We start from the raw sequence: 14,378 nt of genomic DNA, 5'->3' as shown, positions 1-14,378 counted from the left end.
GATGGCTCTTTCCGTGGTGTACGCGGTCGCCACCGGCCACGTCGTGGGCGCGCTGGCCCTGACCGGCGCCGGTGCCCCGGCCGATGTGGCCGCGCTCGTCGGACGCGCGCTGCCGTTGCGCGTCTCCCTGGGCGGAGGCCGTATCGCGACCCTTCCGCTGGGCGTCAGGGACCTCGCCGTGGCGCCCGTGGACGACGAACCGGACGCCCTCACCGATCCGCTGGCCTTCGGTGTCGAGGTGACGTCCGACGGCAAACCCAAACCGGCGCTGGTGCGCCTCGCGTCGTGGACCGACGGCATCGCGCTGGCCAAGGACGGGCTCACCATCACCGTGAAGGTCGCCGCGGCCGGCCCCACCCCCGTCGTCGCCCTGGTCTCCGACGAGCAGGACACCCATGTGCTGGCCGGGGAGATCCCGGCCCAGCAGACCCAGGTGAAACTGCCGGTGACCCTCGTCGCGGACAGCGTGCACGGTGTGCTGGTGCTCGCCGCCGGCTGGGCGGGCCACCTGGAGATGGAGAAAGTGACGTGAGCGCGCCCACCGCGCCGACCGCCGACGAGACCGGTGACATCACGGTGCACCGGTGCACCGTGACGGTGGTCCGGCGCGGTGGGTGGAGCTGGGGACCCGAGCCACGCGACCTGATCCGACAGGTGGTCGACGCCCTGCCGGCGTTGCTGGAGGACCACTTCGCCGAGCGGCTGTCGGCCGACGGGCCGGACGTGGAGATCACCGAGCCGCTGACCGTCACCATCCGGCCGGGCCGCCCCGGAGGGACCGGGCGGCCCGCGGGCGGCGGGCCGCCCGTCGAGGTGCACTTCGCGCCAGTACCGGTGGTGGAGCTGCCCGTCGACGCGCCCGGCGGCGACAGCGCCGGCGCCGTGCCGTTCGAGGAGTCCTTCGCAAAGGCGCCGGACCCGTGGACCGTCCCGAGCGCCGCCGCGCTCTTCGCCGAACTCGCCGAGCGCGGCGAACTGGACGCCCTGCTGGCGCTGGTGCCGGACGAGTCGGTGCGGGCGTACCTGCTCGCCCTGCTCGGCGTCGACGACACGGCGGCGGCACGGCTGCTCGCCGAACTCGTCGGGCGCGCCCTCGCGGCGGCCCCTCCTCCCGCCGGCCCGCGCGGCGAGGCCGCCCGGCCCGGGGCCGCCGAGGCGCTGCCCGAGCGTCTGCGCGCCGCGGTCGCGGGCGTCGACGCGGCGGACCTGCCCCGGGTGCTCGCCGGCTTCCTGGCGTCGGCGGACCGCGAGGAGGCGGTACGGCTGGCGCGGTCGTCGGCGGGCCCGTACGACCGGGCCGCCGAGGAGCGACCCGGGGCGGCGAGCGGCACCGCCCTGGTACGCACCCCCGACGAGGTGCGTACCCACGATGAGGTACGGGTGCGCTCCGCGCTGCCCTTCCTGCTCGCCGGGCCACTGGCACGCATCGGGTACCTCGACGCGATCGGCCCTGCCCTGGCAGGCGTCGAACTGGCCGAGGAAGCACCGCTGTTCGCGGCGGCACTGGCGTACAACGTGCTGGGCGTGACCGCACGGGGCTGGCGCCGCGCCGACGGGGACGGCGAGGCCGCGGCCGCCTTCGCCGGCCTCCACCCACCCGTCGCCGAGGAACGGCTGGCCGCCTTCGCCCGCCAGGCGCGCCCCGCGCTCCCGGTCCTCGACGGCGTCCTGGCGCTGTCCGTGTGCCGCGGCCACGACCCCGCCGATCCGCTCCTGATCACGGGGACCGCGCAAGCCGACGGGGGGTTGCTCCTCGTCGACGCCCAGGGAATGTTCCCGATCGCCTGGGCCGCGGAGGCCGCCGGGCTGCTGCCGCACTGGCAGGCGTGCGGGCGGCCGTCCGTGCTGCTCTGCGACGGCCCCCTGCCTCCCGGCACCCTGCGCGAACTCGCCTCGGCGGGCGTACCGTTCCTCACCGGCGTACGGCCGCTGCGCCGCGATCCGGTGACGCGGCTGCCCTGGCGCACACCGCTGTGGACCGCCGCGGGCACGACACCGGACACGCGGCTCGCCGCCGCGCTGCCCGCCCACGCCGAGCGGCTCGCGGACCTGGTGACCGCCCTGGTCACCGAGCGCCGGGCGGTGCCGCTCGCACCGGACGGCGGCCTGGAGCGCACCGTCACCCTGGCCGCGGCGCTCGGCCTGTCCACCATCGCCTGGACGCTCTGGCGCGACCGCGAGACACCGGATCCACTGCTGGTCCTGAGCCGCTTCGCCGACCTGGAGGCCACGGTGCGATACGAAACCGCGGCCGTCCGGGTACGCGTCCCGATGGGACGGCGCCACGCGGATCTCCTGCGCGGCGGCCTGCTCGCCGATGTACCCGACGTGGTCTGGCTGGGCGGCCGGACCCTGACCTTCTCGGCCGGGTGAGGCGTATGGGCGAACCGGCACGGGAACACCTGAGGATGCGGCTGGCCGAGGTGCACCGGGCGCTGCGCACCGCCGTCGAGCGCCAGGCCCGGCTCGCCGCCCGGCTCACCCGGCCGGACCTCACGCCGTACTGCGTGACCGACGAACAGGTCGAGGTGCTGCTCGGCGAGGTGCACGCTTTCACCGACACCATGGCCGAGCCGTACGTACCCCGACCGACGGAGCCGGAAGCCGAACGGGAGCTGAGGCGGCGCGCGGCCGCCGAGGGCACCACCCTGCCACTGGACGCCCTCGCCACCCGCTTCGGCCTGACCCGCGCGGAACAGGACGCGCTGCTCCTGGCCGCCGCGCCCGAACTGGACCGCGGCTACGAGCGGATCTACGCCTACATCGTGGACAACCTGAACCGGCGGCTGCCGAGCGTGGAACTGCTGGTGGGTGTTGGCGCGGACAGCGCGGCGGCCCGCCTCGCCCTGCGCCGCTCCCTCGGCCCGGCGGGGCCGCTGCGTCGGTACGGTCTGCTGCGCGCGCACGGCGAGTCCGCGGTCGAGCTCGCCCAGGAACTGGTCCTCGGCCCCGGGGTGCTGGACTTCCTGCTGGGCTGGGGCGGCGACGTCGGACTGCTCGGCCACGACCCCGGCGAGGTCGCGCCGCCGGAGCCGCGCGTGCTGTCCCCGTACCTGTCCTCGGAGCGACTCACCCGGCTGGGCCGTGCGCTCGGCTCCGGCGACATCGACCTGGCCGGGCTGTGGGGCTGCCCGCCCGACGGCCAGCTCGATGCCGTCCAGGCGCTGGCCCGGGCAGCGGGAGCACCGCTGCGGACCCTGACCGACGACCCCGAGGCCGACCTGCGGACGGCCGCCGTGCTGGGCGCGGTGCTGTGGATCCCCACCGACGATCTGCACGGGGAGCCGCAGCGGCCGCACGCCGACGCGGTGTCCGCCGCGCTGCTGCGCTCGCGCGTGCCGGTGTGCCTGACCGGCCTGAAGCCCTGGCGTCCGGCGGGCCTGCTCGCCGCGCGCGGGTACGCCGAACTCACCGTTCCGGTACCGGGGTTCACCGACCGTCGGGCGATGTGGTCGGCCGCGCTCCCGGACCTGAACGGAACCCTCCTCGAAGACCTCGCCGTCCGGTACCGGATGAGCGGCGGCGAACTGCGCGCCGTGGCCTCGGTCGCGGACGCCGGAGCACGCCTGGCAGGCAACGGACACCCGGAGCCGGTCGCCGACCACGTCGAACCCGCCATCGCCACCGTCACCCGCGGACGCAGCGGCAGCGCCGTCCACTCGATCGTGCCCCGGCGCACCGTCGACGACCTGGTCCTGCCCGACGTCCAGTTCCGCCAGATCCTGGAAATCGCGTCGGCCTTCCGCGCCTGGCCCCGGATCGCCGAGAGCTGGGGCTTCGCCCGCCGCTCGGGGCACGGCGGGGTCAAGGCACTCTTCACCGGAGAGCCCGGAACCGGCAAGACCATGTCCGCCGAGATCGTCACCGGCATGCTCGGCCTGGAACTGCTCAAGGTGGACCTCGCCCAGGTCGTCTCCAAATGGGTCGGCGAGACGGAGAAGAACATGGAGATCGCCTTCCGGCAGGCCGAGGAGAGCCACGCGGTGCTGCTCTTCGACGAGGCCGACGCCCTGTTCGGAAAGCGCGGCGAGGTGAAGCACGGCACCGACCGGTACGCCAACCTGGAAGTCGGCTACCTGCTGCAACGCCTGGAAGCCAGCGACGGCCTGGTGATCCTGACCAGCAATCTGAAGGACAACATCGACCCCGCCTTCACCCGGCGCTTCCACTTCGTCGTCCACTTCCCCCGCCCGGCCGCCGCCGAACGCCGCAGACTGTGGCGCATCGCCTTCCCCGAGGAGGCCCCGCTCGCGCCCGACGTGGACCTGGACGCCCTGGCCCGCCTGGACATGACCGGCGCCGCCATCACCGCGGCCGCCCGTACCGCCGCCCTCGCCGCGGCGGACAGCGGTGGCGCTACGATTGCCATGCGCCACGTCGTCCGCGGCGTGGCCCGCCAATTCCAGCGCGAGGCCCGCCTCCTCCGCCCGACCGAACTCGGCCCGCACGCCCATCTGCTCGACGACGGAACCCCGGGGTGACACCGATGCTGCCCACCGAACCCCCGCTCTCCCTGCACCGGCTCGTGGCCCCGGTCCCACCGGCCCGCGCCCAGGAGACGGCGACGGCCACCCGCCAGGTGCCGGCTCCGGCTCCGGTGCCCGTGAGTAACGCGACGGTGGCCCAGGCGGTGCGTCATCCGGCGCCGATGGGCCCCATGGTCCTTGCGGGTCATGATCAAATGGGCAACGCGGCGGTGGCGAAAGCGGCGTTGCACATGGCGCCGACCGCATCACCGCCGCTGGTGATCGTGGCACCGAAGGACAAGTCCGCTCGTGCGCTCTGACACCGGGCGGCCTCGCGCCGAAGCCGGCATCAGCCGACCGGCCACGCCAACAGCTTGCCGTCGTCCCCGCCGCTGAGCAGCAGCGAGCCGTCCGGGGCGAAGGCGAGCGCCTGCACGCGCCCCAGGTGCTGCTGCTGGGAGTCGAGCAGCTCGCCGTCGGACAGTCGGTAGAGGTCGATATATCCGGACAGCATGCCCATCGCGCAGTGCTCGCCATCCGGGTGCAAGGCGATGGACCAGTAGTCATGGGCATGCTCGCCGAAGAGGTCCGGCAGATGGGGCTCGATGTCCCCGGAACGCCAGATGACCGTGCTGTTGGCGTACGCATCGACCGCCACGAGGTACTCCCCGCCGGGGCTGAACCCGAGCCAGCGCAACCGCTCCGGCGCTCCGGACAGCGTGGCCAAGGGGTCCGCGTCCGGCAGCGTGTCGGCTCCGGCCAGCGGGTATACGAGGATGGTGGGTTCCCCGGAACCTCCCACCGCGAACGCCTGCTGGTCCGGCCGGAAGGCGATCTGTGGGGCCAGGCTCGAATGGCTCGGCTCCCGTGGAGCCGAAGGCTGCTGACGCCAGATGATTCTGCCCGAGGCGAGGTCCTGAATCCGGGTTTCGGTGCCACTGCTGGCAAGCAGCCCACCGGCCAGTGCCGCCCACATTACTGCCCCGTCAACCGGCGTGGTCCGCGCGCCTCCTGCTGTATCCATGACAACCAGTTGCTGGGTGCTCATGCCGGCCACGGCCAGCAGACCTTGCTCCGAGCGAGCCAGGACGTTGCACGTGTCCCGGTCGGGGGCGAGCGGGCAGGGCTCCGGCCCGGGAAGCGGAGACAGGCCGGGCAAGCTCCACCGGCTCAGCGCTGGATGCTCGTCTGTGGCCACTTGGCCCACGACCACATCCCTGCTGTCCGGACTGATCGCGACACAGGTGACCAGTGACGGGTTGGTGAGGGCCACCGGGGTGGGCGGGACGGTGAGCTTCATCAGACGATCGGCCTCTCGTGCTCGTCAAGGAGGGGGCGGCCGTCGATCCGCTTGGCGTTGGGAATCCCGCCGTCCGCGAGCTCGCTGGTGAACGATTTGCCAAGATCGCGCTGTTCATGGTAGTGATGCCCGCCCGCCTGGAGGCTGGCGTTCTTGGAACGGGTGATGAGCCGCCAGTTCGACTCGTTGACCGTGTGTCCCCGGCGCTCTGCGTCGTCCGACTTATACCCGGCTTCTTTCCAGTGCTGGGCCAGGGCGCGTTTGTGGTCGACATCGTATCGAGTCTTCGTGACATGGTTGACCGTGAGCTTTCCGTCGTCGAACAAGTCGAGCGCGTCGTCAGGCAACTGGTACAGCTTGTCGAGCTGGACCAGCTTGGCCCGGGAGGCCGGCGTCTGCCCCGAAGCCAGGGCCGTCCGCACAGTATCCACGACGGTCTTCTTCTCCTTCGTGCGCCAAGCAGAGGACTTTGACTTCCACTGGCTCTTCAGGACATAGAGTCGAGTGCGGACGTCGTAACCGCGCGGCAGACGGCGGGTGTCCGATTCCCGCACCTGGACGAACTGCTGCATGCTCTTGAGCTTGCTCAGCTCTCTGATCTGAGCGGCAAGGAGCTCTTCGATGGGTTGGTAAAGCCTCTGCTCCTTCTCGGCGAGCCATTGCTTGCTGAGCGCCTCGGCCTCCGCCGCGGTCTTGATCTTGCCCTTCGCTTTCCGCTTCTCCACGCGTTTCTTGACGTCCTTCTCAGCCGCCGCCTTGCTCGAAAGCCATTTCTTTTCCGCTGTGGACATCCGCGTGAGCTGGCTCTTGACGCCGGAGATGGCCGACAGTGCCTTCGACTTCTCGGGCTCGGGCAGGCTTTTCGCTTCGGCCTCCACCTTCGTCATCACAAGCCGGATCTCACCGGCGAACGCACTTGCGATGGTGATCTTCAAGCCGGAGCCGGAGGGATGGGCGGTAAGGGTGTGCCGCTCCCCGGAAGCCATGGCGAAGGGTTTTGCGATGGTCTTTCCGGTGATCTTCTGAGCGATCCAGCTGAAGACGGCCGCCGTCTTTTCTTTGACCTTGGCCCATGCTTTTTTGCTCTTGTCCTTGACCTTGGCCAACGCTTTGCCGCTCTTGTCCTTGGCCTTGGACCACGCCTTACTGTTCTTGATCTTGGCCCAGAGCTTCTTCACCAGGCCGACGATCTTGTCGATCACCCAGTCCACCGCTCGGTTCACCGGCTTGGAGAGGGCCTGGACGATCTGCTTGACCTTGGAGGCGATGCCGCCCACGCCCAGGATCGCGGCCAGGACGCCCAGCAGGACCGGGATGGAGCGGGCCAGGGCGCGTTCGATCAGGCCCGGGACGCCGCCGCTGCCGCCCCTCGCGATCGAGATGACCGCGTCCAGCACGGTGTTCACGAACTCGAAGATCTGGCGCGCCTGGGTGACGATGAAGCGCACGATGTCGATGATCAGCTTCACCGCCCGGACGAACGCGGACGCCGGGTTGAGCAACGAGATCACCCACATGATCCCGGCCTGGATGATCGTGGGCGTCACATAAGCGATGACCTTGTCGAGCAGTTCCTTCTTCAGGTCGCCCACGCGCGTCTTGAGGTCCTCCCACATCCCCGCGACGCCCCGCTTGCGGACCTCCGCGACCAGCGGCACCGCGGTTTCGGCCGCCGCGATCGCCGGTTCCATCTTCGGAACCTTGCGGACGATCCGGGCGCGGATGTTCTGCCAGGTCAGCCCGAGCAGGGAGGCGAGCATCTTCAGGACGCCCTGCGCGTCGAACTTCGACGGCAGCTCGATGCCCGCCTCGGCCGTCTTGCCCAACAGCCAGGACATGATGCCCTGCTGCAGGTGGCGGCCGATGTTCGCCAGGAACTGCCGCAGGCCGGCGCCGACGGCCGAGACCAGGTTGCGCAGGAAGCCGATCGGATCCTTGAGGATCAGCATGACCGCCGACGCGGCCTTGGCCAGGACCGACAGCAGCAGCCGCTTCAGCTCCAGGATGGTGTTGATGACGGACTTGACCGCGTCCACGGCCTTGGCCACGAGGCCCTTGTTCTTCTCCTTCTCCGCGGCGATCTCGTCGTCGACGGACTTGAGCGCGTCGGTGTACTTGGTGGCCAGCGTGTCGACGAGCTGCGTGCCCTTGTCGTCCACGGACTGGGTGAGTTCGTCGAACTTGTCGGTGAACTCGGCGGCCGCCTGCTGTCCGATGGACCGCAGGTCGGCCGGGAGTTTGCGCACCGCGGCCTGCAGTTCGGTCCGGCCCTGTGCGATGCGGCGCTTCGCCCGGTTCAGCTCGCCGCCGATGGTGTCGGCGACATCGGAGATCACCTGCCGCATCCGGCGGACGTAGTTGTCGCGGGCCTCCTCGAAGATCTTGTCGGCTTCGGCGGGCAGCCCGGCGAACAGGTCCCGGACCCAGCGCCCCTTGCCGATCACGCCCGAGTACCGCCGGTCCTTGTACTCCTCCATCTTCCGCTTGTGTTCGGCGGTGAACGCGTCCCGCGCCGCCTTCTCATCCCTGCCGAACTGGTCGTCGACGAGCTTGTCGAGGCCGTCGAGGATCGCCTCGACGTCCTTCTTCATGGTGTCGAAGACACCTTGCAGGATCGCCGTGACCTGGGCCCGCTTCTCCTCGTCCCGGCCCTTGGCGCCGGCCTTGCCCCCACCGACCTGCTGCCCGGTCCGCACCCGCTGGGCGCCTATCGCGCCCATCGCGGCGGCGCCGAGCCGCTGCGCCTGTGCGGTGGCGGCGCGCAGCTCCTTCTTCTCGTGCCCGCGCACCTGGCCGGGGGCCGCAGCGGAGTGCTGCTCGGCGGCCTTCTTCTCACCCAAGGCGTTGTTGAAGCTGGGCTCGTTGGACTTCTTCAGCTGTGTCTCGGTGACCTGCGTGTCCGCCATCTGCTGGTCGACCCGTGCGGGACCCGCGGACATGTCCGTGGCCGACGGCGGCAGCTTGTCCGGGACGGCGTTCGCCGAATTCGGGGCGGCGGGTGTTCCAGGCGGCCGGTCGGCGGCCAGCGGTACGACCTCCTTGGGCACGGCCGCGGAGGTGTCCGGCGGTGCCGCGGTCGTCGTGGCGATCTGCTCGGCCGAGTCCGTCTTGCCCTCGCCGACCTTGCCCTGCACCTCGGCCCGCACCTCGTCGGCCTTGCCGGAGTCGGCGAACTTGTCCGCCTCGTCCAGGTTCTTCGGCGCCTTCTCGGCGATCGCCTTCTCGACCGCCCTGATGAACGCGTCCTTGTCGAACTCCTTCGGCTGGGACTCGTTCATCTTCTCGGCGTTGGCGGTCTTGCCCTGCGCCTCTTCGTCGTCCTTGGGCGGCAGGGCCGCGTCCTGCGCCGCCGCCGCTTCCGTCCTCGGGGGCGGATGCGAGCTCGCGACCGATCGTTTCTTGCGCTGCACGTCCTTCTTCAGCGTCGCGAACTTCGGATCCGCGCCCGGGCCCGGACGTGCCTTCACATCCGGCGCGGCGCCGGAGGCCGCGGCCGCGGGCGCCGCCTCCACGGTGTCCGCCGGTGCCGGTGCCGGTGCCGGTGCCGACGTCTGTTCCGCCGCAGGCGGTTGCCGAGGGTCGGGTTCCGTACGGCGAGCCGCCGCGACCGCGCCGTTGCCCACCATGTCCTGCCCGGCGGGCGCCATTCGGGCCGACAACGGCGGAAGCGGCGCCGTCCCGCGCCCGCCGGCCAGAGCGGCCGTCACCGCCGCGTTGGACGGAGGGAAGTGGGGTTGCGCGGGGCCGCGTACTTCTGGCCGGTCTTGCGTGGGGACAGGTGCCGTCTTCGTCGCCCTTGGCCGCAGCGCGAGAGCCTTTGGCGGTGGCATCGGACGGAACCCTCCCACGGCATGTCGGTGCCGACAGGAACTCGGTGTCCTGTCGACACCCTCGATGAAGGGTGGCAGCACGGGCGTGACGAGACCGTCACCCCCGTGTTCCTGAACCGTCTCGCCCGGAGCGCGGCGCTCAGGCTGTGTGGCCCTCGATCACCAGGCCCGGACCGGCTGACAGCCTGTGGGTGCCGGAAATCAGGCACCCACAGGCAGCCGAGGAAAGGCCCCGAAACCGTCGCGCCGGATTCGGGGCCTACCGCGTGTCCGCGGTCGTCAGGCGGTGTGCCGCGGGAAGTCGCGGCCTTGAGCTTGGCCAATACGGCCGTCGGGATGGTGCCACACCACGCCCTCCAAGCCGCGCGGGGCCAGTGTGGTGGCGAACAGGTCGCGGAGGGTGTCGAACGAGAGCGTGCCGGGCATGTCGATCACGGCGGCATGCTCGTGCCGGACGAGCCGGTGGTGGTCGGCCTTCTCCGGGTTCCCGTTGATCTTCGGGCCGATCAGCTCGTACGTGCCGGGGGACAGGCCTTCGAGCGGCAGCCGGTCCAATGCCTTGGTGTGCCACTTGGTGAACGCGGACTGGGCGATGGGCTCCCAGCCCACGGTCCTGCCGGTCGTCTCGTCGAAGGAGACGGTGACGTAGCCGTCCGGGCCGGCCCTTCTTGACCTCGCGGCGGGCCCACCAGGAGCCGGCTTCGTCGAGCATGACGCAGGTGCCGTCGTACTTGCGGGTGGCCCGGCCCTCCCCGTCATCGGCGGCGGGACGGCGCTCGGCACCCGCTTCCTTGGCCGACGCGTGTGCGAAGCTGGATTTCTGGTCACGAGGACGACGCTCTCCCGCGCCAGGGAACGGTGAGTGCAGATGACCTCCAGCTATGTTCCGGATCCAGGGCCGATCGGCACCGGCAACGGTCCTGCCGTCTCCCGTCCCGAGTTCGACGCCCTCTTCGAGTCGGTTCGCACGTGGGGTCGCTGGGCCCCGGCCGATCGCGGTGCCTGGAACCATGTGACCGCGGACCGCGTGCGGCGGGCCGCGGCCGGGGTGCGGTCCGGGACGGTCGTCCCGATGGCGCTGCCCTGGAACACCCGGCCCGGCCCGGACAACCGTAAGCCCGCCCTGCACCACATGACCGATCTCGGAGACGTGGAGAGCCCGGAGCCCTCCACTCACAAGGACTTCATCGCCGTCGACTACCACGGCAAGGGGGTAACCCACCTCGACGCGCTGTGCCACATCGCCTACCGGGGGCAGCTCTACGACGGCCGGACGGCACGCGAGGTCGTCGATGCCGCGGGCGCCCGTTTCGGCGCGGTCTCGGCGCTCGGGCCGCTCGTCACGCGGGGTGTGCTCCTCGATCTGCCCGCCGTCCTCGGCGTCGGCTGGCTGGAGCCGGGACAGGCGGTGCACGCCAGGGACATCGTCGCGGCGGAGGAGGCGCTCGATGTGGCGATCGGCGAGGGGGACGCGGTGCTGCTGCGTTCCGGCCACGTCCGCCGCCGCGGGGAACTCGGCCCCTGGGACGCCGACAGGGCGAGCGCGGGCTTCCACGTGGACGCCGTACCGCTGCTGGCCGAGCGCGGCATCGCGCTGCTCGGCGGAGACGGCGACAGCGATGTGCGGCCCTCGCCCGTGGACGGTGTGCACTCGCCGGTCCACGCTCTGGCCGTGGCCGCGATGGGGGTGCCGCTGCTGGACAACCTCGACCTGGAAGCGCTCTCCGCCGCGGCCGCCGAGGCGGGACGGTATGAGTTCCTGCTCGTCGTGGCGCCGCTGAACGTCCCGGGCGGGACGGGCTCGCCCGTCAACCCGGTCGCGGTCCTCTGACCAGCGATCCCGCTCGGTCGAGGTGAATGCGGAGCCTTGCGAACCGTGACTCACGTCAATAATGTCCGTATCCTCGTCAATGCCAGATATTTCCTAAGTGCGGATTATTCAACGTGCAAGTGAGGCGGAGCGTGAGTCGGTCCGGCGGTGAACCGATACCAGCGGGCCGTGCGGCAGGCGGCATGGGACCCGCTCGTTTCCGTGAGCGGTTTCTGCAGGGGGAGCCGGTCGAGGCGGGGGTACGAACGCCGATCCTGAGTTCCTGGCAGCGCTGCCGGTCTCTGGGGCTGTCGCCGGACCAGTCCGACCTTCCCTTCCGGGAGGACATCGACCCGGACGACCGGATCATCCGCGCAGCCGTGCCGGTGCTCGACCGGCTGCAGTCCAGGTTCGCCGGCAGCGCGGTGAACATCTCCGTCGCCGATGCGAACGGGACGGTTCTCCTGCGCCGTTTCGGTGAGGCGTCGCTGGCCAGAAGCCTCCCGGCGATCCAGAGCGTCCCGGGGTTCGTGTTCGCCGAGCAGGTCGCCGGTACCAACGGCATCGGCCTCGCCCTGGCGGAGCGGCAGCTCATCCGGGTTTACGGTGCCGAACACTTCGCCGAGCGCTCCCAGGCCAGCGCCTGCCGCGCGCTTCCCGTTCGCGACCCGCTCAGCGGCCGCATCGAGGGCGTCCTGTGCCTCGGCTATCCGCGCAGTGTCGACGACCCGGCGCTGGCCACCGTGGTGCGCAAGGCGGCCGGGGCCATCGAGCGGCGGCTGTTGGGGCAGAGTTCCGCGCGTGAGCGCGCTCTGCTGCGGGCGTATCTGGCCACCGGAGCCGAAGCCGCCGTCGGCCTTCGCTTCGGGGTCGACGGGCCGGCCCTCGAGTTGCACCCCCGTGACCGGGCCATCCTCATGGAGAAGGCCGCCGAGCTGATCTCCCGCGCGCAGCGGGCCGCGGTCGAGGTGCCCCTCTCCGACGGCCGGCAGGTCACGCTCGTGAGCCGCCCGATGACGAGTGCCTCCGGAGTGGAGGGCGTCGTCATCGAGGCCGTGCTGCACGGCCCCGCACCGCTCGAGCCCTTCGCCCTCCCGCGCCGGATCGAGCAGCCGTCGCAGCAGCCGCCGGAGCAGCCGCCGGGCTTCCCCGCCGAGCCCGCCGTCGTCCCCGTCTCCCCGCGGTCCGTGGCCACGACGGACGATCACCTCGACTCCCCACCGCCCGCCAGGGGGCTCGTCCTGGTGGGGGAGCCGCACGTCGGGACGTATGCCCTGGCCGCGCGGCGCCGCCTGGAGCTGCTGTCCGAGGCCAGCGCCCGCATAGGCACCACCCTGGACGTGGGCCGCACGGCCCAGGAGCTCGCTGAGACGGCGGTGCCGGGACTGGCCGACTACGTCACCATCGATCTGTCCGAGGCCGTACTGCGCGGCGAGGAGTCCGCCGATCCCCGCGGTGACCTGCGCCGTACGGTGGTCCACGGCATCCGGGACGACTGTCCCTTCATGCCGGTGGGCAAGCAGATGGACTATGGTCCGGCCACGCCCGCGCTGCGGAGTCTGATCAGCGGGCAGGCAGTGCTGGAGCCGGACCTGACGGCGGCCTCGGACTGGCTCGCGTACGACCCCGAGCACTGCGGACGGCTGCTGGACCTCGTCCACTCCCTCATCGCGGTGCCCTTGGTCGCCCGCGGCGTCGTCCTGGGCGTCGTCCTCTTTTACCGCGCGCGGGCGCAGAACCCCGCCCCCTTCGGGGACGACGACCGTTCGCTGGCCCAGGAGCTCGTCAGCCGCGCCGCGCTGTCCATCGACAACGCCCGGCGCTACACGCGCGAACGCGCCATGGTCCTGGCCCTGCAGCGCAGCCTGCTCCCGCACGGTCTGCCGGACCTGGACGCCGTGGAGGTCGCCCATCGCTACCTGCCCGCCGAATCCGACGTCGGGGGAGACTGGTACGACGTCATCCCCCTGTCCGGCACCCGTGTCGGCCTCTTCGTCGGCGATGTCGTCGGCCACGGCATGCTCTCCGCCGCCACCATGGGCCGGCTGCGCACCGCCGCACGCAGCTTCGCCGAACTCGACTTCCCTCCGGACGAAGTCCTCAGCCATCTCGACAACCTCGTGGGACGCCTGGACCGGGAGGACCCCACGTCCGACGGCGGAGGCATCATCGGCGCGACCTGTCTGTACGCCGTCTACGATCCGACCACGCAGCAGTGCACCATGGCCCGCGCCGGACACCCCCCACCCGCCCTGGTCCGTCCCGACGGCGCCGTGTCGTTCCCCGACCTGCCCGCCGGACCCCCTCTCGGCCTCGGATGCCTGCCTTTCGAGGCCGCCGAGATCCACCTCCCCCCAGGGAGCCAGCTGGTCCTCTACACCGACGGACTCATCGAGGACCGGCACCGCGATCTCGACCTGGCCCTCGACCAGCTCGCCCGCGCCCTGGCCCACCCGGAGCGCACACCCGAGGAGACCTGCCAGGTGGTGCTGGACACCGTGGCGCCCGCCCACCCCGGTGACGACATCGCCCTTCTCGTCGCCCGCACCCACGCCCTCGACCCCCAGCGGATCGCCACCTGGGACCTGCCCGCCGACCCCGCCCTGGTCAGCGAAGTCCGCGCCGCCGCCCTCCGGCAGGTGGCCGACTGGGGACTCGACGAGGCCGGGTTCGCCACGGAACTGATGCTCAGCGAGCTCGTCACCAATGCCATCCGGCACGGGGCCGGGCCCATCCGGGTGAGGCTCCTCCATGACCGCGCCCTGATCTGCGAGGTGTCCGACACCAGCAACACCGCCCCGCACCTGCGCCGCGCGGCGGCCACCGACGAGGGAGGACGCGGCCTGTTCCTCGTCGCGCAGCTGGCGCAGAGCTGGGGGACCCGTTACAACCCGCAGGGCAAGGTCATCTGGGCGGAATGCGGGCTCAGCGGCGTCTGAGGCGGTCCACTGATCCGTTGGGGTCACGGCGAG

At 71.4% G+C, this 14,378-nt stretch carries 9 protein-coding genes; 6 read left to right on the top strand and 3 right to left on the bottom strand.

What is annotated here, in order from left to right:
• Position 1: 1 nt before the first annotated feature.
• From PV419_RS05560 to PV419_RS05545, 4 genes are read left to right on the top strand one after another with little or no spacing between them, the layout of a single operon-like run.
• Positions 2–532, top strand: a complete 531-nt coding sequence (locus tag PV419_RS05560; protein ID WP_319686525.1) for a hypothetical protein — start codon at positions 2–4, stop codon at positions 530–532.
• Positions 529–2,373 (top strand): hypothetical protein, encoded by a 1,845-nt coding sequence (locus PV419_RS05555; RefSeq protein WP_319686524.1) that lies wholly within the window; start codon positions 529–531, stop codon positions 2,371–2,373. The genes PV419_RS05560 and PV419_RS05555 overlap by 4 nt, the downstream gene beginning before the upstream one ends.
• A 5-nt stretch (positions 2,374–2,378) precedes the next feature.
• The gene (locus PV419_RS05550) at positions 2,379–4,481 is read left to right on the top strand and encodes an ATP-binding protein (protein ID WP_319686523.1); all 2,103 of its coding nucleotides are present in this window, start codon (positions 2,379–2,381) and stop codon (positions 4,479–4,481) included.
• 5 nt (positions 4,482–4,486) lie between these two features.
• Entirely contained in the window at positions 4,487–4,786 is a 300-nt protein-coding gene (locus PV419_RS05545; RefSeq protein ID WP_319686522.1) for a hypothetical protein, read from the top strand.
• Between the two features lie 29 nt (positions 4,787–4,815).
• On the opposite strand, the gene PV419_RS05540 is transcribed toward PV419_RS05545, so the two are convergent.
• The 3 genes from PV419_RS05540 to PV419_RS05530 all read right to left on the bottom strand — a co-directional run bounded on the left by PV419_RS05540 (position 4,816) and on the right by PV419_RS05530 (position 10,379).
• The gene (locus PV419_RS05540) at positions 4,816–5,766 is read right to left on the bottom strand and encodes a WD40 repeat domain-containing protein (protein ID WP_319686521.1); all 951 of its coding nucleotides are present in this window, start codon (positions 5,764–5,766) and stop codon (positions 4,816–4,818) included.
• Positions 5,766–9,473: an HPC2 multi-domain protein gene (locus tag PV419_RS05535; RefSeq protein ID WP_319686520.1), complete on the bottom strand. Its 3,708-nt coding sequence runs from the start codon at positions 9,471–9,473 to the stop codon at positions 5,766–5,768. The genes PV419_RS05540 and PV419_RS05535 overlap by 1 nt, the downstream gene beginning before the upstream one ends.
• Before the next feature lie 402 nt (positions 9,474–9,875).
• Positions 9,876–10,379, bottom strand: coding sequence for a DUF5565 family protein (locus tag PV419_RS05530; RefSeq protein ID WP_319686519.1), 504 nt, complete (start codon positions 10,377–10,379; stop codon positions 9,876–9,878).
• 85 nt (positions 10,380–10,464) lie between these two features.
• On the opposite strand from PV419_RS05530, the gene PV419_RS05525 reads away from it, so the two are divergent.
• Together PV419_RS05525 and PV419_RS05520 are read left to right on the top strand one after the other, a co-directional pair.
• On the top strand, positions 10,465–11,427 hold the full coding sequence (locus PV419_RS05525) for a cyclase family protein (protein ID WP_319686518.1): 963 nt from the start codon (positions 10,465–10,467) through the stop codon (positions 11,425–11,427).
• A gap of 182 nt (positions 11,428–11,609) precedes the next feature.
• On the top strand, positions 11,610–14,345 hold the full coding sequence (locus PV419_RS05520; RefSeq protein WP_319686517.1) for a SpoIIE family protein phosphatase: 2,736 nt from the start codon (positions 11,610–11,612) through the stop codon (positions 14,343–14,345).
• The last annotated feature ends 33 nt before the right edge of the window (positions 14,346–14,378 follow it).

Origin of the sequence: Streptomyces sp. ME19-01-6 (assembly GCF_033793745.1) — a bacterium.
In the GTDB taxonomy this organism is placed as follows: Bacteria; Actinomycetota; Actinomycetes; order Streptomycetales; family Streptomycetaceae; genus Streptomyces.
This window is presented reverse-complemented; position numbering and strand designations above follow the sequence as displayed.